The sequence below is a fragment of the Bacteroidia bacterium genome (assembly GCA_016218155.1).
Taxonomy (GTDB): domain Bacteria; phylum Bacteroidota; class Bacteroidia; order Bacteroidales; family GWA2-32-17; genus GWA2-32-17.
Genome location: JACREQ010000032.1, coordinates 186,322 through 208,752, shown reverse-complemented (window position 1 = coordinate 208,752; position 22,431 = coordinate 186,322). Strand labels below are relative to the sequence as shown.

Below are 22,431 nucleotides of genomic sequence, written 5' to 3'. Positions count from 1 at the left end.
ACATTGTTATGTTACAAAAAACTTTAGAAATAGAATCTATGGAAAACATTGATTGGGGGAAATTACCATTTGGGTATCTGAAAACTGACTTTAATGTTAGAAGCGTTTACAAAAATGGATCTTGGAGCAAACTGGAAGTCTCAGATTCCGAATATATGCCTATTCACATATCAGCTACCGGTTTACATTACGGACAGGAAGCTTTTGAAGGCATGAAAGCATATATGGGAAAAGACGGCAAAGTGCGCATATTTAGGTGGATAGAAAATGCAAAAAGAATGCAACGTTCTGCTAAAGGTACATTTATGGCAGAAGTTCCTGATGAACTTTTTCATGAAGCTGTAGTTAAGGCTATTCAATTAAACAAAAAATTTATACCTCCATTTGGAACAGGCGCAGCACTATATATCAGACCATTGTTATTTGGCTCTGGTGGCGAAATTGGTGTAAAACCTTCTTCAGAGTATACATTTATAGTATTTGTTAGCCCGGTTGGACCATATTTTAAAGAAGGCTTTAATCCTGTAAAAATTGCGATAGTAAGAGACAGTGACAGAGCAGCTCCACTTGGCACAGGAACATTAAAGGTAGGCGGAAACTACGCAGCAAGCTTAAGAGGTATTGCAAAAGCACACGACTTAGGTTGCGGTTCTCCATTATATCTTGATTCTAAAGAAAAAAAATATATCGATGAAATTGGCGCTGCTAACTTTTTTGCTGTTAAGGATAACACTTATATAACAACAAAATCTGAATCAATTTTACCTTCAATAACAAATATGAGTTTAATTGATTTAGCAAATGATCTAGGATTAAAAACTATCAGAAGACCTATTGACATCGACGAATTAGATAGTTTTGAAGAAGTGGGAGCATGTGGAACGGCCGCTATTATTACCCCTATTGGTGAAATTATAGATCCTGATAAAAACAGAGTTTATAATTTTTGTAAAGATGGAAAACCGGGACCTATCTCGACTAAGCTTTATAACACTCTTGTTGATATTCAGTTTGGGAATATTTCCGATAATCATGGTTGGACAGAAGTAATAGAATTTAATTAATAATTTTTTAAACTTAAATTTTAGCAAATAATGCATTATTTGCTAAAATTTAAGTTTCTGATTTAATAATAAAAATCTGATTTTTTAGTTATTGGTAAATTAAATCAGTAAACATGCGTAACTTAATTTGTGCTTTTTTAATTTTATTTGCTTCTCAAGTCAATAGTCAGGTTGCTGTTGGTCATTGGAGAGCTCACTTACCTTATTCAACCGGAATAAATGTAGAACCTGCAAATGACAAAGTTTATTGCTTGTCAACCGGTGGCTTATTTGTATATTCATTAAATGATAATTCTACAACTACTCTTACTAAGATAAATGGATTATCAGATGTTGTAATTAGTGCATTACAATTTATACCGGAAAAAAATACACTTGTAATAGGATATGAAAATGGCAATATTGATTTAATTAAAGACAATACAGTTTATAACATATCCGACATTTTTAGAAAACATATAACAGGTAGCAAATCTATCAATAACATTAATTACATAAACGGAAAAACTTATTTATCCTGTGGATTTGGAATAATTGTACTTGATGTTGATAGAAATGAGATTAAAGATACATATTATATAGGCTCAAATGGGACCTACATTGATGTATTGGAAATGTGTTCAGATAATACATATTTATATGCTGCAACAACAACAGGAATTTATAAAGCCCTTGAAAGCAATCAAAATCTTGTAAATTTTGCAAACTGGTCTTTAATTGCAAACATTCCAAATCACGATAAAAAATTTGACCACATAGTTTATTTCGATAACCATATTTTAACAACATACAGTAACAATGGTTGGAACAAAGATACTACCTATATATACGATAATGTTTCATGGACAAAATTTGACACATCTATGAAAGAAATCACCAACATGGTTGTATCTGGGAATAAATTAATAATTTGTAGCTACTCTCATTTAAGAACCTATAATTCATTTAATGATTTAACAGGCACAAATTATTATGGTTTTTCACCTACAACAAACTCTTTACCTAGAGATGCAGAACTTTCAAATAATGGAACTCTTTGGATTGCAGATAATAATTTAGGATTAGTTTGGCAAAATGCTGGGATGTATAATTATGAATATACAACACCAAACGGTCCAAGCAAAAAAACAACTTTTTCTATAGTCGCCGGAAAAAATGAAGTTTATGCTGTACCAGGTGGGCACGATATTTCTTATAGAAATTTATGGAATAACGGTGAAATTTATAGTTTTAAAAACCAAAAATGGACAAACTATTCTGCGAATCAAATTCCTGAACTAAGTACAGCACCTGATATTACTGAGATTGCAATTAATTCAAATAATTCCAGTCAGGTGTTTTACGGATCATATGGAGGAGGTGTTTTCGAATTTAACAATGGAAATTTTGTAGCTAAATATGATTACACAAATAGTACTTTGCAACCTTACGATCCAAGCTTTCTTGTAACTATTATAGGGGGTATTGTTGTTGATGAAGATAATAATTTATGGGTTACAAATTCAGGTAGTCAGATTTATCCAAATTTATTAAGTGTAAAAAAGCCAAACGGACAATGGAAAAGTTTCTCATTATACAGTGAAGCAATTTCAAATGATATTAGTAAGATTGTTATAGATAAATACAAAACAAAATGGATGATTCTGCCACGTGGACGTGGTTTACTTGCCTTTAACGAAAATGGAACAATTGATAATATTAGTGACGATCAAAAAAAATACATAAGTGTTTCTGATGAAAATGGCGATGTGATATCAAATGCGGTTTATTCTATTGCTGTTGATAAGGATGGCATTATTTGGGTAGGAACAAATAAAGGGGTTCCATTTTATTATAATCCCGAAAATGTTTTCAATTCCAATTTTTATGCTCAGCAGGTAAAAATTCCGAATGAAAATCCAGGACAAGCAAATTATCTTTTGGAAGCCGAAACTGTTACAGCCATTGCCATTGACGGCGCAAATCAAAAATGGTTTGGTACCGAAAGTGGTGGCGCTTTTCTAATGTCGCCTGATGGAACTAAAGAAATTCTGCACTTTACTAAAGAAAATAGTCCGCTTTTAGCTAATTCCATAATAAGCATTGCTATAGAACCAGTATCAGGTGAAGTATTTTTTGCAACCGAAAACGGAATTATTTCTTACCGCTCAACTTCAACTGAGCCGGAAGAATATTTTCACGATGTTACAGTTTTTCCTAACCCTGTAAAACCAGGATATGATGGTATAATTGCAATAAACGGGTTAGTATCAAATGCCGATATAAAAATCTCTGATATTGTCGGAAATGTTGTATACCAAACAAAATCAGAAGGTGGTCAAGCAACATGGAACGGTAGAAAATTTAATGGTGAAAAAGTTCAGACTGGAGTTTATCTTGTTTTTTGCTCAAATGAAGATGGATCTAAAACCTTTATTACAAAGATTTTGTTTATCAATTAATTCAGTTTTCATTACTAAATATTAAATAAAACAGAAAATAATAGACTATAAATTTTCTGTCAATTTATTACAATCCAAACTTTTTATATATTTTTGAACTGAAACTAAGTTCAATTAATGTTTATACGGTGATAAACTCACCTTCTGTAACAATATGCTTTTTAATTCACTTCAATTTATATTATTTTTTCTTGCATTCTTCTTTATTCTTTTTAGCATACCCGCAAACACACGTAAATACTGGTTATTAATAGCAAGTTGCTATTTTTACATGGTCTTTAAACCTGTATATTTACTTATACTTTTAGCTGTAATATTAATTGATTTTTTTGCAGGCAAAAAAATTGAACACAGTAAGAAAAACAAGCTAATATGGCTAATTCTCAGCTTAGTCTCAAATATAGGTATTCTTGTTTTTTATAAATATTACAACTTCTTAAATGAAAATATTTCGATCTTATTAAACTTATTCGACACACAAAACCCAATTCCTGCTTTAGAAATTATATTACCAATTGGTTTATCCTTTCATACTTTTCAGGCAATGAGCTATACGATTGAGGTATATAGGGGAAAACAACCTGCTGAAAGAAATATTTTTACTTATGCCTTATATGTACTTTACTTTCCACAATTAGTTGCCGGACCAATTGAACGACCTCAAAACTTAATTCATCAGTTTAAAACCAGGATAGCCTTCAATTATGATAATATTACAAAAGGTCTATTTAGAATATCTTTAGGCTTATTTAAAAAAGTTGTTATTGCAGACAGACTTGCAATGTTTACAGATCCTGTTTTTAATGATTTATCAAGCTCAAACGGAATATCGGTTTTAGTTGCAACAATATTTTTCGCTTTTGAGATTTATTGCGACTTCTCAGGATACACAGACATTGCAATTGGGCTTTCTAATATGATGGGCATATCTCTAATTGAAAATTTTAAAAACCCTTATACATCTAAATCAATTAATGAATTCTGGTCACGTTGGCATATTTCATTGTCAACTTGGTTCAGAGATTATTTATACATTCCTTTAGGCGGGAACAGAACATCATATGCCAGATGGATGCTAAATATTTTCATTGTCTTTGCACTTAGCGGACTGTGGCATGGAGCCAGCTGGAATTTTATTATTTGGGGATTATTACACGGAAGCATGATTATTATTGAGAAATTGTTGGCAAAAATAAATTTCAAATTCAAAATTCCAACTGTAATAAAACTACTATTCACTTTTAGTTTTGCATGTTTTGCTTGGCTATTTTTCAGAATTAAAGAATTAGATGATGTATTTATTGCATTTAATCATTTATTAAATTTCGACTTTAGTGAAAGCTTACCAAAGGTTTTTAACAACATTGAACTAATATTCGCATTCCTATTAATTATTATTCTTTTAATTACAGAAAAATATATTAAAAGATATTTTATCAGAAGAAAAAGCATGTTAATATTAACAACTTTCAGTATATTTTTGTTGTGTTATTTGTTTGGAGAATTTTATTTTAAACAATTTATTTATTTCCAGTTTTAATGAAACTATTGATTAAAATATTAAGTTTTCTTTTGGGATGTTTTATAATTTGTATTATTACTATATCGAGCAATTCACAATGGTTTACAAAATTATGCTCTTACCTCCCTTCATATCCATATGGTGACTTGTATTTATTTTCAAGTATGCCCGGTTATCAAATACCCCTATATAAACATAACATAGTTACCGATGATACTACAAAAACAAATGTTGCACTTACCATACTTGGCGATAGCTACATGAGAACATATGACTCTTCAAGCTTTTGCGCCAAACAATTTCAGTTTGTTCACTGGGATAATGCACCCGACACAATACCTGAACTTGATAAATCAAAAATCAATGTATTAATAATTGAAACAACCGAAAGATATTGCCGTTTTAGATTTAAAATAAAAAATCCAATTTTTATTGGAGTAACAAATAGCAAGAAAGAAGACATTACTGAAATTAAATTAAGTGCCGAAGATAATTTACAAGCACTTATTACAAATAAAGATTTTATAATGCCATTAAAAGAATTAAAAGCATATATGTACTTAAAATGCTTTGACAGATTTGACGTAAGAGTTGCCAAACCAGATGGAAGCGGAAGATTATATTTAGATGAAACTGTTAATCCGGAATTAAGCTCATCATGTTATTATCCTGTCGGCGACTTTGAAGTAAGCGAACTTGTTGAAAATATTAACATACTACAAAACGATGCAAGAAAAATGGGTTTTGATAGAATATATTTCTCAATTATTCCGAACTCGGCAAGTATATATAAACAATCGGAACTACCATATAATAACATTATAGAAAAGATTCAGAATAATCCGAAATTAAAAGTTCCGTTTATTAATGCATACCACATATTAAAGAAACAAACAAATCCTGTTTTTTACTGTAACGATTCTCATTGGAACAGCTTTGGTCAAAGAATCTGGCTGACCTACACAAATGAATTATTAAAAGTTGCTAAAAAGTAGATACAGATTAGAACTTAAATTGCATACTCACTCTTATCCCCCACTTCGCAATATTTGGGTTATCTAAATATGAAAACCTCCATACCCCATCAACACGCAATATTTTAAATATATTCTCAATACCTATTCCACCTTCTACATAAGGCTTTAAGTGATTAAGATCTTGTTTGCCATCTAAAGTTCCTAAACCCTCAGGGAAAACCATAACATCAAGATTTTTTCTTTCTAAGCTGCCTATTAATCCTTTTCCCCAAACAACTTCGCGCCATTTTAGTTTTCGTAACAAAGGAAATTTATTTAAAAATAACCCGTCAAAATAATGAGTCCATGTTAGACTCAACCATTGGTCGCTTACAAATTCATAATAATTCATTAAATTAAATGAATACTCATCATAAAAATAAGTCTGGTTTCCTTCGTGCATTTTTAAAAGCGGATAAGGCAAAGTTCCCCATATTTTACCGCCTTCCAACACATATTTAGAATACCCGAAAGGATAAATATTAAACCAATGGTCAACCGTAAGAATGAGTTTGTGATATGGGAAAGTGTTATCCCACACCCCATCCAATCCATAAGAATAATTAACATTAAGCACAGGATATTTCGTACCCAGACTAATTCTGTCAAACTCGCCCATAACAAATTTCTCATTATATGCAAAGCGGGTATTTAAGATTAAATCAGAAGTATATAGAATTTTTTCATTAATAATTTCATTTCCGCTTTTAATATCAAATGCAATACCCGGCATTGGTGACATTTCGCGGTGTTTAAAAATTAAGTTATTAGAAAATCCTTGAAACCACTCATGTTCGTAATTAGCTTTATACTCTTGCACCATTGATAATTTATCACTTGAACCTCTTCTTAATGCCGACGCAAGAATGTTATCTTCTTTAAATGCATTTACCGATTGCCCTAATTGCTCCAAATCGTGTTTGTATGCTAACGTTACTCCGCGCCGAGGGTTTTTATCAAACATGTAAATAAATTTCCCTCCGTATTTAAATCTCTCATCCTTTGTTCCGTAAGCTGCATAAGTTTCAACCATAAATTTTTTACTCATGGCATTACTTGTTCTAAGTCCAAACCTAAAACGATTTCCTTCTATATTGTTAAAACTATATGTAGTAAAATAAGGTCCTAATTCAAATTTTCCCCATACATAGTAATAAGTAACAAAAGCATTTAAAATATCATAGTATGTTCTGAATGCACCAATAGTTTTAATGGTATCTACCATCCTGAAAATATCCTTTTCCTTTTGTGTAAGCTCATCATGTCTGGCTTCATTCCAATATGCAGTATCTTTCTTCCCTGCATCCGGATCAACTAATATGTCAGTTGTTGTTGCATAAAAAGCATCATCACGAGCAAAATTTATTTTATGATCTCTGAACGTTGTTGTTTTTCGTCCAAAAAATCCCATTGCACTATTTGGGTTTTCAAATAAATTAAAATCGATTACCAAACTTTCTTTATCTAACATCCAAACTGTAGTATCAATATGATTAAATTCCTGAGTTATATTAACACTATTGATAAAGTTTATATTTACCGATTTGTCTATTTTAATTTCAATTTTTTTAATTGCAAAACTTGTATCAGCTATCCAAAAGTCGCCATTAAATACATTCTCTTCTTTAATTCTTGGGTGAAAAACCATGTGGTAACACCAGTTATTATCTATAAAACCGCTATCAACTAAAAAATATTTATAATAAACTCTGCCTATTCCGGCAACTGGGCTAATAAATCCTTTTCCAAATAAATCTATATAGTTATCATACAAATTCATTTTAATAAACATATTTCCCATTAGCTGATTTATACTCTGGTTTTGAATACCAGAGGCATGTGATGCTTTTATAAATTCACGTTCGGCTTTAGGTTGCTTTCTGAAACAATAATTTGCAACTGATTCAATTATAAACACAGGTAAATACGGCTTACCGTTTACTGTAGAAGTATCAATATATTGAAAAACAAATTTAAAGGGTTTTAAAACTCTTTTATTTTTAAACTCTTCTGTAATATTATTTAAATCGAATTCAATTTTATTATATGTTTCATACTCGTAATAATCAAGTTTTTCTGTATTATTCTTATCCTTATATTCTAATATTTTATCTAATAGCATTAATGCTTGTTCATCTCTAGTTCTTGAACGTTTCTTAACAGCTACAACAACTTCCTCTAATTCTAATGATGAAGGCGTTAGTTCAAAATTCAAGGTTTGAAATTTATTTCTAATTACTTTTTTTGCATTTCTTTTGTAACCAATATACGAAGCTACTACTGAATCAACAGGTAAAGTAGTCTCTAATTTATAATTTCCATTAAAATCAGTAATTGCACCTGTTTTTGTACCTTTAAATGATATGCTCACAAATGGTAAAGCTTCTTTTGTCTTTGCATCGCTTACATGCCCCATAAGTTTAGTTATTTGAGCATTGGTAGATTGCAAGCTGAATATTGCAATAATTGCAATTGAGAATGTTTTAATAGATCTTATCATAATAATTTACCAAAGATAACTAAAGTCAGTTAAAAATTAAATTATAACAAAAAAGCTGCCTTAATTTAAGGCAGCTTTTTAATATCATTTATTTCAGTTAATTATTTTACAACTGATTTGAAAGTATCATCATTAAAATATTTTGCAAACTCCATATCAGTTTTTGCATCGTTAGCAAGTTTAGCATTTTTGCTGATTGCAGCACGTAAACTGTTATACATTAAATCTGTGTTAGCCTGACGAGCACCAATAACAGCTTTTAAATAATACATCATATCGCGGTCTTTATCTTCAGCACAATCAATAGCTTTTGAAGCAGCATCTGGGTTAGCAGCTAATAATTTTGCTAAAGCAGCGTTAAATGTACAGTATGAACCAAAATATGTTACAGCACCATTATAATCAGCTTTTTTAATAGCACAGATACCTAAGTTGTAATTAACTTCTGAACCAGCACCACCTGCAGATTTAAAATATTCTTCAGCTTTAACAAAATCACCTTCACGTAATGCACATGCTCCAAGGTTATTTAAAATAATAGTGTTACCTGCATCTAAAGATTTTGCTTTTTCAAATTGTGCTTTTGCATCAGCATTTTTATCTTGTTGTAAAAGAACCATACCAGCATTATTAAAACCTCTCCAATCGTTAGGATTTTGTGAAGCAGTTGTTTGATAAATCGATAACTGACGGTTAAGGTCTTTAGTTAAAGTTGCAGTAAAAAGCAACTCTTCTAATGAAAGAATTGAAGGATTAGCATTGAATGTTGAATCTAATTCTCTGTCTGAACGACCAATACTATCAACATTAACAGTTAAAACTGATCTTCTTAATTTTGGTAAAACTTTATCAGCAACTTGTGTATATGCTTTGCTAATATTTTTAATTTCTTTTTCACGTTGAATTGGATCTGAATACATAGAAAGTACGCGAATAATAAGATCTTTATCAGCGATATCAGATTCACCCATTAGCTTCTGGAAACCATCCCAGTCTTCAGCTGTAGCTTTCTCGTTAAAGAAACCCTGAGTTTTTGCTTTTTCGTATTTCTTAAATTCACCTTTAATAGCAGTTGTTCCACTTGTACCACGATTTGTAGAAAGTTTAGCATTTAATTCTTCTGTTCCGTCTGGTGAAGAATATGAAGAAACGTTTACACCTTTAATGTCTTTCCTTGGGTTAGTTTGAGCATTTGCCAAATATTTTTTCAAAGCTTTCATTTCGTCTTTTGACATTTCACCAGGACGTACGTTTGACTGGTTAATTACATACAAAATATTAGCTTCTCTTGTTTCTGGTATAATGCGAACAAATTTGTCTTTTCCAAGAATTGCTTTTGAATCTTTTTCTAATAATCCAGGAGTTGCAATAGTTCCTTTTCCAATAGTTACTGGATCAAAATCAACAAATTTTTTCTTAACAACTGCATGAATTTTTACATTCACATCGCACATACGCATATCTTGTGTATAAGCAACTTTATCTGTGTATGTAAAACTTCCACCTGCAAGCATATTAATTACAGAATTATTATCCTGTACTTTTTCACCCTGAACTTTTATTGTTTTTAAAGCAATTTCATTTCCACCAGCAGATTTAAGAACCGGGGTAATTTCACAGGTAACTTTTTTCTTGTAATATTTTTCAGGGAATTTTCCTGAAACATTTATTACTACGCTGTCAGCGTGCATTTCTGTTGGATTAGGACTTAGGGTGTATGTAATTACTCCCTGGGTTTTTTTCATCTTTTTTAATCCGGTGCAGCTGCTTAAGGCAAAAGCTACTACCATAATGGATGCAAGATAAATGAAACTGCTTCTTTTCATAAATATCTGATAGTTTAATTGTTTTATTTCAATTATATGAATTTAAAGGTACAAAATTATAAATGTTTTGTAAATAAAAAACAGTTTTTTTAACATCTGTTATTAATTAATGAATTATTGTTGTTGATCCCTGCTCGTATTCGGTATTGAATATAGCTTTAGTGATTTTTTGATAATGTTCGGGATTGTTCACAAAATTTAAATTATTGGCATCAATTATTAAAGTGGTAAGTTGCGATTGATGCTTTATAAATTCCAAATAGCTACCATGAATTTTTTCAAGATACTCAGCTGTAATACTTTGCTCATATTCCCGACCCCTTAAATTTATTTGATATAGAAGTCTTTCGGTTGACATACTTAAATAGACAAAAAGATCTGGTTTAGGCAACGATTTATGAATTATATCAAATAACTGACGATAAAGATTATATTCATCATCAGACAAAGTTTGCTTACTGAAAATTAATGATTTCATAAAGTAATAATCAGCAATTGTAATTGGCTGAAATAAATCAGGATTAGCAAGTTCATCTTTTAACTGATGGTATCTGTCTGCCAGAAAAGAAAGTTCAACCGGAAAAGCATACCTTTCTTGATTTTCATAAAACTTAGGAAGAAAAGGGTTTTCGGCAAAACGTTCCAAAATAAGTTTAGCATTATAATCGGCAGCAATTTTTTTTGATAAGGTTGTTTTTCCTACACCTATATTACCCTCAATAACAATAAATCTTAATTTAGACATTCCTTGCAACTTTAGACACTTTATGCACTTTAAGTACTTTAGGCACTCAAGGCACTTAAAGTACTTTTTTAATACTTAGGAGTTATTCCCATGTTTTTAAAGATAAAAGAATAAATATCCACAGCCTCATCAATTTGTTTTGATGTTGGCTTGCCTGCTCCATGACCGGCACTGGTTTCAATTCTGATTAATACCGGATTTGAGCCCTTGTATTTTTCCTGAAGTGTTGCTATATATTTAAATGAATGTGCAGGAACAACTCTGTCGTCATGATCCGCTGTAGTTACCATTATTGCAGGATATTCAACATTTTCTTTTATGTTGTGAATAGGAGAATATTTATAAATATATTCAAATTCTTCTTTATTATCACTGTTTCCATAATCTGTAACCCAACTCCACCCAATTGTAAATTTATGATAACGTAGCATATCCATAACTCCAACCGCAGGTAATGCTACTTTAAAAAGATCAGGACGTTGATTAGCAACAGCTCCAACTAATAATCCTCCATTAGAACCACCTTGTATAGCAAGATAATCAGGAGAAGTATAATTCTCCTTAATTAAATACTCAGCAGCAGCAATAAAATCGTCAAAAACATTTTGTTTTTTAAGTTTGGTTCCTGCAAGATGCCATTCTTCTCCATACTCTCCACCACCTCTAAGGTTTGCTACCGCATATACTCCACCATTTTCTAACCACAAAATTCTGCCTGTGCTAAATCCAGGTGTTAAACTAATATTAAAACCACCATAACCATATAATAAGGTTGGATTATTTCCATCAAGTTTAATTCCTTTCTTAGAAACAATAAACATTGAAATTTTTGTTTTGTCTTTACTTTCATAGAATACCTGCTTTACTTCATAAACACTTCCATCAAAATCAATAGCCGGTTTAAAAAACTCTTTACTTACTCCGGTTTTATAATCATATTGAAAAACTGTTGTAGGATAATTATAAGAAGTAAAATCATAAAAAGCTTCAGCATCTTTTTTCCCTGAATTAAAAGAATTTACAGTTCCCAAAGCAGGCAAATTAAGGTTATTTAAAAACTTACCAGAATATTCATAAATTTTAATTTCTGAATGTGCATCTTTCATATAATTAGCAATTATTGTATTTCCGCAGAAAGACACATTTGAAAGCACATCATTTGTTTCAGGAAGAATTTCAACTGCTTTATTTATATCAGGTTCGTTAACATTAACTTTAATTAGTTTATATTTTTTCGCATTAAGATTTGTGCGGATATACAATTCTGAATCAATATTATCCACTACTCCAAACTCACTATCAAAACCGGGAACGATTGTTATTATTTTAGAATTTGGTTTTAACAAATCATACACATGTAATGCATTTCCCATCGAACCTGCATTTTCTTCACTAATAATCAAATATTTCTGATCATCCGTAACAGAAGCATAAAAATTTCTTAAAGGTTCTTTTTTGTTTTCGATAATGATTTTATCTGCAATTTGTTCAGTTCCCAACTTATGGTAGTATAATTTATGGTATTCGTTTTTCTGCGAAAGTTCTTTACCCTTTGCCGGCGGCGTATAACCGCTATAATAAATTCCATCATTAAACCAACCTATACCTGAAAATTTTACCCAATTTAAATGATCGTCTAGTAATTTTCCGGTTTCAATATTTAAGAAATAAATTTCGTTCCAATCAGAACCGCCACGTGCAATTGCATATGCAAGAAGTTTTCCATCAGGCGAAATATCCATTGAAGCGAGTGAAACAGTACCATCATCAGACAGTGTATTTGGATCAAGCAGTACACGTGCACTATCAGTTAATGAATTCATTATATAAAGAATACTCTGGTTCTGCAATCCATTGTTTTTGTAACAAAAAAACTTATCCCCTTTTTTAAATGGAGCCGATTGCTTTGGGAAATTCCAAACAGCAGTTAACCTTTCTTTCATTTTTTCGCGGAAAGGAATTTGGTTCAGATAATCAAAAGTCACTTTATTTTCGGCTTTAACCCATTCTGCTACATCTGCAGCTGTATCATTCTCAAGCCATCTATAAGGATCGGGAACTTTAGTACCAAAATAATTATCAACTGTATCAACCTTCTTTGATAATGGATATTTTAAATTATTCTGTTTTTCATTACAACCCGAAATAAGCATAATACTACTGGCTATTAAAATGATATAATATTTCATAATAGTGTTTTTTGATAAAATCAAAAGTATAAAAATTAATCAACACAAAGCAACCTTTTGCAATAGAATTAAGTCAATATCTAAACCGATTTAAATTTTAAAAATAATCTTGATTTAAAGATAATTTCAGTAATTAATTCTTTAACTTTACATTTAAAATATAGACTGTTCTCAAATAAAACCTTTAATATGAGAAAATTAATTTTTACTATTCTTACGTTAGTATTTTTTACTACAAGTATTTTTGCTCAAAAAGTTCATACAATTTCATTAGTAAATTCAACAAATGAATTTAAAGTTTTAAAAAATGAACCCCTGAAATTTAATTTCAAAGCGTCATTTACAACTTTAAACACTAAAGAAGTTTTAACTAAGGAGGGCTTTTTTACTCAGTTAAATACAGACGGTTATGTTAACGATGGCGATAATGGCACACCATCATTACCAACCCTTAAAAAACTAATTGAAGTTCCTTACAATGCAACTGTTAAAGTAAATATTATAAGTTTTGACGAAGAGATAATAGATTTAAATGATTTGGGAATAACTTATAAAGTAATTCCACAACAACCATCTGTAAGAAAAGATCAGGATGTTGAAAAATTACCATTCCATTATAATCAGCAGATTTATTTAACAAATGATTTTATAGAAAATACAATTGCCGAATATCAGCAGGTTGGTATAATGCGCGGTATAAATATTGGGAGAATTGTTATAAGACCTATTCAATATAACCCTTCACAAAATACTCTAAGAGTTTTAAAAAATATTGTTGTTGAAGTAGTGTTTACAAATGCTGATTTAGCTAAAACTGAGAGCCTGAGAAATAAATACTACTCACCTTTATTTGAAAGTAGCTGCAAAATGTTAGCAAATTATAAAACCAATACAAATAAAGATGCAATTACAACATCACCTGTAAAATATTTAATTATTAGTGACAGAATGTTTGAAGCACAACTTTTACCTTTTATTCAATGGAAAACAAGAAAAGGCTTTAAAGTGGTTACAGCATATACTGATGTAATTGGAACAACAACAACGGCAATTAAAAATTATATTTTAGCTCAATATAATGGTGGATCAATTGCAGACCCAGCTCCTTCATACATTTTATTAGTTGGCGACGTTGCTCAGGTTCCTGCTTTTACCGGATCAGCAATTGCTTCAGCCAGCCCTACAGACTTGTATTACGGCGAAATGGATGGCGGTTCTGATGTAATTCCTGATATTTATTATGGTAGGTTTTCTGCACAAAACACTTCACAGCTTCAACCTCAGATTGAAAAAACTCTTCAATACGAAGAATATACAATGCCAGATCCAAGTTTTTTACAATATTCTGTATTAGTAGCAGGAGTTGATGGTTCAATGGCTCCAACTTATGGAAACGGACAAGTTAATTATGCTGCAAATAATTACAACAACGCTTCAAATGGTATTATTTCTAACACATATTTATACGGATCAGGCTCTCCTATAATTTCTAACAGTGCAGCTGCAGCTCCAGCCATCCATCAGAATGTAAGCACTGGTGCCGGGTTTGTTAACTACACTGCACATTGTGGATCATCCGGTTGGTCAGATCCTAGTTTTACCACTACAGATGTTGCTGCATTAACAAATATGGACAAATATTGTTTCATGATTGGAAACTGCTGTCAAAGCAATATGTTTAATGTTAGTGAATGTTTTGGAGAATCAATTCTACGTGCAACAAAAAAAGGAGCTATTGGATATATTGGCGCATCTGACTACTCGTACTGGAATGAAGATTACTATTTTTCTGTTGGTTTTAAAACTGTTATTGCAAATCCTGTTTACGATGCAACAAAATTAGGATTTTACGATAAACTTTTTCATACTCATGGTGAAACTGAAGCAAACTGGCATGTTACCGGAGGACAACTTATGCATGCAGGAAATTTAGCGGTAACCCAGGGCGGTACAAGTGTAACATACTACTGGGAAGAATATCATCTTATGGGCGACCCTTCACTTATGCCATATTTAGGAATTCCTACAACATTATCTGCAACTTATCAAAGTTCAGTTCCAATGGGCGTTACCTCTGTTGCAGTTGCAACTGAACCATATGCATATGTTGGGTTATCATTAAACAACACCTGGGTTGATGCAAAATACACAGGTGCATCAGGAAATATTACTCTTGACTTAACAACAATAGCTGCGCCATGTACATTGGACGTTGTTATCACAAAACAAAATCGTCAGCCTCATATAGGAACCATTATTATTGTACCTAATAGTGCCCCATATGTAGTTTATAATGCACATTTACTACATGACTCAGGAGTTTCTGTAAATGGAAATGTAGAATATTCGGAAAATGTAAATATGGATCTTACATTAAGAAATGTAGGAAGTGTTAATGCTACAGGAGTAAATGCTGTTTTATCAACAACAAACACAAATATCAATATTACTGATAACACACAGACATTTGGAAATATTAATGCTAATGCTACTGCAACACAAAATAATTCTTTTGCATTTAACGTTGCCAATGTTATCACCGATCAACAATCAGCCCAATTTACAGTTACGGCTTCTGATGGTGCATCTAATACATGGAACACTAACTTCAATGTAATATTAAATGCACCTGTTATGCAGGCTACAACAGTTGTGGTTGACGATGCTACCGGAAATAATAATGGCCGTTTAGATCCGGGAGAAAGTGCACTTATTAAAATTCTAACATTAAACAATGGTCATGCCGTTTCACCAATTGCAAACTCAACTTTAACACTTAACAGCGGATCTGTAACAATTCCTACAAACAATCAGAATATAGGTGCAATTGTAGCAAGCGGAAATACAATGGCTTCATTTACAGTTATTGTTGACGCAGGAGCAACAATTGGTTCAACTGCATCCTTTACATATGATGTGAATGCAGGAGGATACACTGCTACAAAATCATTTACATTAACAATTGGATTAATTGTTGAGGATTTTGAAACAAATACTTTCACTAATTACCCTTGGGACTTAACTCATACAGGTACAGTTCCATGGACAATAATTAATAGCGGTAATATATATGAAGGAAACTACACTGCTCGTTCCGGTGCTATTGGCAATATTGCAACATCTGAATTAACTATGCAAATTACAGTTACTTCTGCTGATAGCCTTTCATTTTACAAAAAAGTATCTAGTGAACAAGATTATGATTGGTTGAAATTTTATGTAGATGGTGTTATTTTAGGTCAGTGGAGCGGCGAGGATGATTGGAGTCGCCATGCATATATGATGACTACAGGATTACACACTATTAGTTGGATATATTCTAAAGATTATTCTGTTGAAAATGGTTTAGATGCAGCATGGGTAGATTTTGTTATATTCCCTCCCATTAATATGCCATTACTCCAACCAGAAACATTTAATAATTTGCAATATTTTAATTCATATCCTAATCCATTTAAATCTGAATCAATCATCTCATTCAGTTTATTAAAATCTGAAAACGTTTATATTAGTTTAATTAATACTTTAGGTGAAACTGTAAAAGTAATTTTACCTCATCAAAACATGTCACAAGGAAATCATCAAGTACAATTATCAAGTGAGGGCTTATCTTCCGGGATATATTTTTGTAAACTGAAAACAAGTTCTGAAAATAAAACTGTAAAAATTGTTATTACAAAATAATCATGCTATAATGAAAAATATAAATTTATTTATGGCGTGGCTGACAATCTCATTGTCAGCTACGGCTGTTTTTGGACAACAGCATTCCTGGATTTTAGTTGGAAATTCTTCAAAAACAGATTCAGAAATCAAACTTGTTTCATCTTCTGCTACTGAAACAGAGATAAGTTTTAAATTAAACGCTTACGAACTTAAAAAAATCTCAACAAACAATGGTGATGCCATTATTGTAAATGCACCGCAATCAGCAAGAATTTTAAAATCAGGTGCACCTGATTTACCTTGTTTTGCAACTTCTGTAATTATTCCCGATTATGATGAAATGGAAATTGAAATAATAAATTCCAATTATTTTGAAATTAATAATATTGACATTGCACCTTCTAAGGGTAATTTGTTAAGAACTGTTGATCCATCTTCAGTTCCATATACCTTAGGAACAGAATATCAACAGAATTCATTCTATCCATCCGAAGTTTCTTTTTTAAGAGAACCTTATATTTTCAGAGATTTCAGGGGTGAAGCAGTAGTAATTCAACCTTTTATTTATAATCCAGTAACAAAAGTCTTAAGAATATACACCAGCTTATCTTTAAAAGTAAAATCAACCGGAGTTCCGGGAGTAAATACTTTTGTAAGAACAAAAACTCTAAAAAGCATCGACAGAGAATTTAATAATTTATACAACTCACATTTTATTAATTATAATTCAAACTCTAAGTATACCCCTTTAAATGACATGCCGGGAAGAATACTAATTATTTCCGACCCTAATTTTATGGCTGCAATGCAACCATTTGTTGACTGGAAAATATTAGAAGGTATTCCTTGCGAAATGGTTAGTCTTGCAACAGCCGGAGGTAACTCAAATACAGCAATAAAGAATTATGTAACAAACTACTATAATACTAACGGATTAACATATCTGCTACTTGTAGGTGATGCTGCACAAATTCCTACTTTTACAAGTGCGGGTGGTGGCTCCGATCCTTCATATGGTTATATTGTAGGGTCAGATAATTATCAGGAAATTTTTGTAGGACGTTTCTCTGCCGAAACTATTACTCATGTTAATACTCAGGTTAACAGATCTGTAAGATATGAAAAATATCCAAGTTTAACACCTGGTAAATTTAATCATTGTGTGGGAATCGGCTCTAACGACCCCGGAACAGGTCATTTTGGAGAATATGACTGGCAGCACGAAAGGAATATACTTAACAATTTATTAACGTTAAACTATACTTCCCAATCAGAACTTTTTGATGGCGACAAAGGTGGATTAGACGCAGCTGGTGATGTTACCCCTTCTCAGGTAACTACTGAAATAAATAACGGAACAGGAATTATTACTTATACAGGACATGGTGGCGATGATGTATTTGTTACGAGTAATTTTTCAAATACCGACTGTGCAAATTTAACAAATATCACAATGTGGCCGTTTATTTGGTCGGTTGCATGTGTAAATGGAAATTTTACAGCAGGTACCTGCCTTGCAGAAGCACTATTAAGAGCAACAATAACAGATCAACCAACAGGTGCTGTTGCAACTTTAATGTCAACTATAAACCAGAGCTGGGAACCACCAATGTACGCACAGGACGAAATGGTTGACATATTAAGAGAAAGCTATACTGGTAATATTAAAAGAACTTTTGGAGGTCTATCAGTAAACGGTATTTTTAAAATGAATGATGTTTCTCCCGACCCTACCATGACTGACACATGGACAATTTTTGGTGACCCAAGTTTAATGGTAAGAACAGCCGACCCAATGAATATGATAGTTTCTCATCAACCAACTGCTGTAGTTGGCTCTTCAAGTTTTCAGGTTGATTGTAATGTTGAAGGAGCTTATATAGCATTAACTTATAACAATCAGATTCTTGGAACCGGATACGCAACAGGCGGTTCTGCAACAATAACAATTAACCCATCACTTTCAACTGTTGGGCAAATAATAAATGTTTGTGCTACTGCATATAATTATGTTCCTTACATTGGTACTTTTAACGTTGTTAATAACAACATACCTATTGATGCTCAACTTTCTTCAATAGTTCAACCAAACGGTACATATGCTTGTGCAAATATCTCAATTTCACCAATAGTTATTATTAAAAACTTAGGTACAGATCCTTTAACATCGGCAACTGTAAATTATCAGATAGATGGTGGAACTATTATTTCTCAACAATGGACAGGCAATCTTTCCACATTTGCAGGCGATACAATTACATTCCCGGCTATTACAATTACATCAGGAAGTCATACTATTCATTCTTTTACCACAAATCCAAATGGAAGTACTGACGGATATACAGCAAATGACGAACTAATCAGAACTTATACTGCTAATGTAGCATCAATAACATCTGATTTCTCGGCAAATCTAACTTCTTCATGCCAGACTCCGTTTGCTGTTCAATTTACAAATACCAGTACAAATGCAACAAATTACACATGGAACTTTGGAGATGGAAATACAAGTACAGACTTAAACCCATTACATAACTATACTAATTCCGGACAATATTCAGTATCGCTAATTGCCCATGCAGGTATTTGCGGTGATTTTAATCAAATTAAAACAAATTACATACAAATTGGTGCGACTCCTCCTACAGTATATGACAATATAGTTTGCTCGGGAAATAACACATCGTTAAGTGCATCCGGCACCGGTACTATAAACTGGTACACTAGTGCTAGTGGAGGAATACCTGTATTTACAGGCACCTCAATGAATGTAAATAATGTTACTTCAGACGTAACTTATTATGTTGAAAATTCAGTAGTTTCTGCTCCTCAATATGGTGGAAATTTGCAAAGTAATATTAATGGAAGTAATTATATTCAACCAATAGAGAGATATCTTATTTTTGACTGCTTTGAACCATGTACACTTATTTCAGTGGAAGTAAATGCAGCTACTGCAGGGAACAGAATAATCGAGCTTCGTAATTCGGCAGGAACAGTATTGCAAACTACTACTGTTAATATTCCTGTAGGAATATCAAGAATAACATTAAACTTTAATATTCCTATTGGAACTGATTTAAGACTTGTTGGACCCGTAACACCAAATTTATATAGAAATAACGCCGCAACAAATTATCCTTATTTAATTTCTAATTTAATCTCGATCAAATCTACAGATGCAGGTTCTGGTGTATACTACTATTTCTACAACTGGGAAGTAAAAGAACCTAACTGTATTTCTGCATTAATTCCTGTAACAGCTCACATAAGTCAACCTCAATTTTACATAACAACTAATGATGTTTCAAATTACGGCAATAATGATGGCTCGGCAACTGTAAACATAATGTCAGGTAATCCTCCTTTTACATATTTGTGGAGCAATGCAGTAACAACTCAAACTACAACAGGATTATCTACCGGATTATATCAGGTAACTGTAACCGATACTATAGGATGTATGGCTACCGGAGAATTTAATATATGGATAACCAATGTAAATTCATTAATTCAAAATAGTAATATTGCTGTATATCCTAACCCGGCTATAAATAATTTAAATATTATTTGCGACAAATATCCTATCTCAGAAATTAAAGTTTATGATTTATTAGGCAACATTGTTATGATTAAGAAACCTAATACAAAATCAATTGTAATGAATATCGAAGAAATATCATCAGGTATTTATAATGTCGAGTTAACGATTACCGGACAAAAAATTAATCGAAAAATTACTATAACAAAGTAAATAATAAAAAAGGCTATTGAAATGCAATAGCCTTTTTTATTGCTGAATAATATTGCTATTTATTAACCATAAATTTACTATAACTAACAACTCCTGTGCAATCTTTTACTTTTAAAAGATACATTCCATTGCTTAGGTTTTGAGTACTTATCTGACTATTATTTTTCACAGTTCTTATTTGCTTACCATCAACTGTTGTAATCATCAATTCAGAAATACATTTATTACTCACTTCAATAAAGTCGTTAGCAGGATTTGGAGTAATAAATATTTCAACTTCGTTACTCACACCATCTATATTCGTAAACAATTCACAGGTAGTTAATGGATTTAACTCTATTGGCAAACCGGAAACCATAATATGATTATTAAATCCTGAAAAAGTATCAGGGTAAAACGTACATCTAAAAACTGAGTTTCCAATTGGTGTGGTTCCCTGTGTTAAAGGTCCTGTTGTTCCAACCGGAACAAAATATTTCCAAACTGTAGCATTTGTTTCATCAAATTCAAACAGCTTTCCGGGATTTCCAAGACATGCCATTACATGTCCGTTTGGTAGCATCTGAGCACCTGAAACCTTAGAAGAAAAAAAGCTTGTTGGAACAGTTGCTGAATAAGTCCATGCAAGTGATGTAGGTAAATATGGAAGAGTTTGATTGTAGTTTCCATTTGAATCAACAGGAGTTGTTATAATGTCAACCGTTGAAAAACTTCCAGTAGGACGATTAGCACCATTATTAAATAACATTATACTTCCACCAAATGGAAACCCGGGCTCTATCCAATATGCAGAATGTTGTCCATAAAGCTTTTTATTAGCAACAACTCCATGACCATAAACCAATGGATTTCCCCACCTATACAACAAATCACCGCCCTTACCTGAATTACCACCGGTATGCCCAGCAGCCTCTGCTTTAGTTGTACTATGATCTATAATCCATATTTCATTCATATTATGTGCGCTCATAACAATTTGATCAAGATATGGATTATATGCTACAGAATTCATATGAACCCAATCGGCCTCTTTTGTAGCAAAAGGTCTGGTAAAATTAATGTTTATTAATTCTGGATGATCTGCAACTACACCATAGTTTGGCAAAACTGAATTATATTCCTGCACTAAATGATCCCATAATTTCCACTCCCACACAATTATTGCTGAATCGGTTCCAATAGGTTGTAGTTCTATTATTTTTTCTGACCAAATAGCAGTATCTATTTTTGCAGTATCTCGACCTGCTGCAATTGCTTCAACAGGATTTTTATAATCCCAAACAACAGCTAAAACATTACCATTTGGCATCGGATACACATCATGGTGCTGGCATTGTGTTGAATCAGAAATAAAATAACGCCACAATACATTACTATCCCAGTCAATTTTCTCAATTACACCGCCTCTGCCACCAGCAACAAAAACAGTATTCTGACAATTTCCAGGTCGTAACAAATTACCATCAGGTAACAATGAAACACAATTTCCAGGTAAATAATTGCTATGCCAACTATGCATAAGCCTGCCACATTTATCAATTAAATAAGTTTCAGTATATGAATTTGGCGCAAACAAAACATAACCATTGTCAGTACTTCCGGCTGTATGAGTCATTACACCCATTGTTTGAGCACTTGCAATTTTGACAAAAATTATTGCAACAATTAAAAGAATAATATTTACTTGTTTCATAAATAAATTTTTACA

The 22,431-nt window shown here is 32.0% G+C and carries 11 protein-coding genes; 6 read left to right on the top strand and 5 right to left on the bottom strand.

Features of this window, described 5'->3' with window-relative positions:
• The first annotated feature begins 8 nt into the window (after nt 1–8).
• From HY951_05555 to HY951_05540, 4 genes are all read left to right on the top strand, one after another.
• Nucleotides 9–1,064, top strand: a complete 1,056-nt coding sequence (locus HY951_05555) for a branched-chain amino acid aminotransferase (GenBank protein ID MBI5539504.1) — start codon at nt 9–11, stop codon at nt 1,062–1,064.
• A 113-nt stretch (nt 1,065–1,177) separates the two neighbouring features.
• Nucleotides 1,178–3,505 (top strand): T9SS type A sorting domain-containing protein, encoded by a 2,328-nt coding sequence (locus tag HY951_05550; protein MBI5539503.1) that lies wholly within the window; start codon nt 1,178–1,180, stop codon nt 3,503–3,505.
• A gap of 154 nt (nt 3,506–3,659) precedes the next feature.
• Nucleotides 3,660–5,045, top strand: a complete 1,386-nt coding sequence (locus HY951_05545) for an MBOAT family protein (GenBank protein ID MBI5539502.1) — start codon at nt 3,660–3,662, stop codon at nt 5,043–5,045.
• Nucleotides 5,045–6,022: a hypothetical protein gene (locus HY951_05540; protein MBI5539501.1), complete on the top strand. Its 978-nt coding sequence runs from the start codon at nt 5,045–5,047 to the stop codon at nt 6,020–6,022. Before HY951_05545 ends, HY951_05540 begins: the two co-directional genes overlap by 1 nt.
• A 7-nt stretch (nt 6,023–6,029) precedes the next feature.
• Here the strand turns inward: HY951_05540 and HY951_05535 are convergent, their stop codons facing one another.
• The 4 genes from HY951_05535 to HY951_05520 all read right to left on the bottom strand — a co-directional run bounded on the left by HY951_05535 (nt 6,030) and on the right by HY951_05520 (nt 13,303).
• A complete protein-coding gene (locus tag HY951_05535) occupies nt 6,030–8,543 on the bottom strand; it encodes a carboxypeptidase-like regulatory domain-containing protein (GenBank protein ID MBI5539500.1) in 2,514 nt (837 codons plus the stop codon).
• 101 nt (nt 8,544–8,644) lie between these two features.
• Complete coding sequence (locus tag HY951_05530; GenBank protein MBI5539499.1) at nt 8,645–10,369, bottom strand: hypothetical protein; 1,725 nt, start codon at nt 10,367–10,369, stop codon at nt 8,645–8,647.
• Nucleotides 10,370–10,475: 106 nt separating this feature from the next.
• Nucleotides 10,476–11,114, bottom strand: coding sequence for a deoxynucleoside kinase (locus HY951_05525; GenBank protein MBI5539498.1), 639 nt, complete (start codon nt 11,112–11,114; stop codon nt 10,476–10,478).
• 68 nt (nt 11,115–11,182) lie between these two features.
• Entirely contained in the window at nt 11,183–13,303 is a 2,121-nt protein-coding gene (locus tag HY951_05520; protein MBI5539497.1) for a S9 family peptidase, read from the bottom strand.
• 189 nt (nt 13,304–13,492) lie between these two features.
• On the opposite strand from HY951_05520, the gene HY951_05515 reads away from it, so the two are divergent.
• Nucleotides 13,493–16,987 carry a T9SS type A sorting domain-containing protein gene (locus HY951_05515; protein ID MBI5539496.1) on the top strand — a complete coding sequence of 1,165 codons (3,495 nt, stop codon included), beginning with the start codon at nt 13,493–13,495 and terminating at the stop codon, nt 16,985–16,987.
• A 10-nt stretch (nt 16,988–16,997) separates the two neighbouring features.
• On the top strand, nt 16,998–20,723 hold the full coding sequence (locus tag HY951_05510; protein MBI5539495.1) for a T9SS type A sorting domain-containing protein: 3,726 nt from the start codon (nt 16,998–17,000) through the stop codon (nt 20,721–20,723).
• Nucleotides 20,724–20,778: 55 nt separating this feature from the next.
• On the opposite strand, the gene HY951_05505 is transcribed toward HY951_05510, so the two are convergent.
• A complete protein-coding gene (locus HY951_05505; GenBank protein ID MBI5539494.1) occupies nt 20,779–22,416 on the bottom strand; it encodes an aryl-sulfate sulfotransferase in 1,638 nt (545 codons plus the stop codon).
• Between the last annotated feature and the right edge of the window lie 15 nt (nt 22,417–22,431).

Coding starts and splice junctions, on each gene's coding strand:
- HY951_05555 (MBI5539504.1), top strand. CDS start 9: ATGTTACAAAAAACTTTAGAAATAGAATCTATGGAAAACATTGATTGG.
- HY951_05550 (MBI5539503.1), top strand. CDS start 1,178: ATGCGTAACTTAATTTGTGCTTTTTTAATTTTATTTGCTTCTCAAGTC.
- HY951_05545 (MBI5539502.1), top strand. CDS start 3,660: ATGCTTTTTAATTCACTTCAATTTATATTATTTTTTCTTGCATTCTTC.
- HY951_05540 (MBI5539501.1), top strand. CDS start 5,045: ATGAAACTATTGATTAAAATATTAAGTTTTCTTTTGGGATGTTTTATA.
- HY951_05535 (MBI5539500.1), bottom strand. CDS start 8,543: ATGATAAGATCTATTAAAACATTCTCAATTGCAATTATTGCAATATTC.
- HY951_05530 (MBI5539499.1), bottom strand. CDS start 10,369: ATGAAAAGAAGCAGTTTCATTTATCTTGCATCCATTATGGTAGTAGCT.
- HY951_05525 (MBI5539498.1), bottom strand. CDS start 11,114: ATGTCTAAATTAAGATTTATTGTTATTGAGGGTAATATAGGTGTAGGA.
- HY951_05520 (MBI5539497.1), bottom strand. CDS start 13,303: ATGAAATATTATATCATTTTAATAGCCAGTAGTATTATGCTTATTTCG.
- HY951_05515 (MBI5539496.1), top strand. CDS start 13,493: ATGAGAAAATTAATTTTTACTATTCTTACGTTAGTATTTTTTACTACA.
- HY951_05510 (MBI5539495.1), top strand. CDS start 16,998: ATGAAAAATATAAATTTATTTATGGCGTGGCTGACAATCTCATTGTCA.
- HY951_05505 (MBI5539494.1), bottom strand. CDS start 22,416: ATGAAACAAGTAAATATTATTCTTTTAATTGTTGCAATAATTTTTGTC.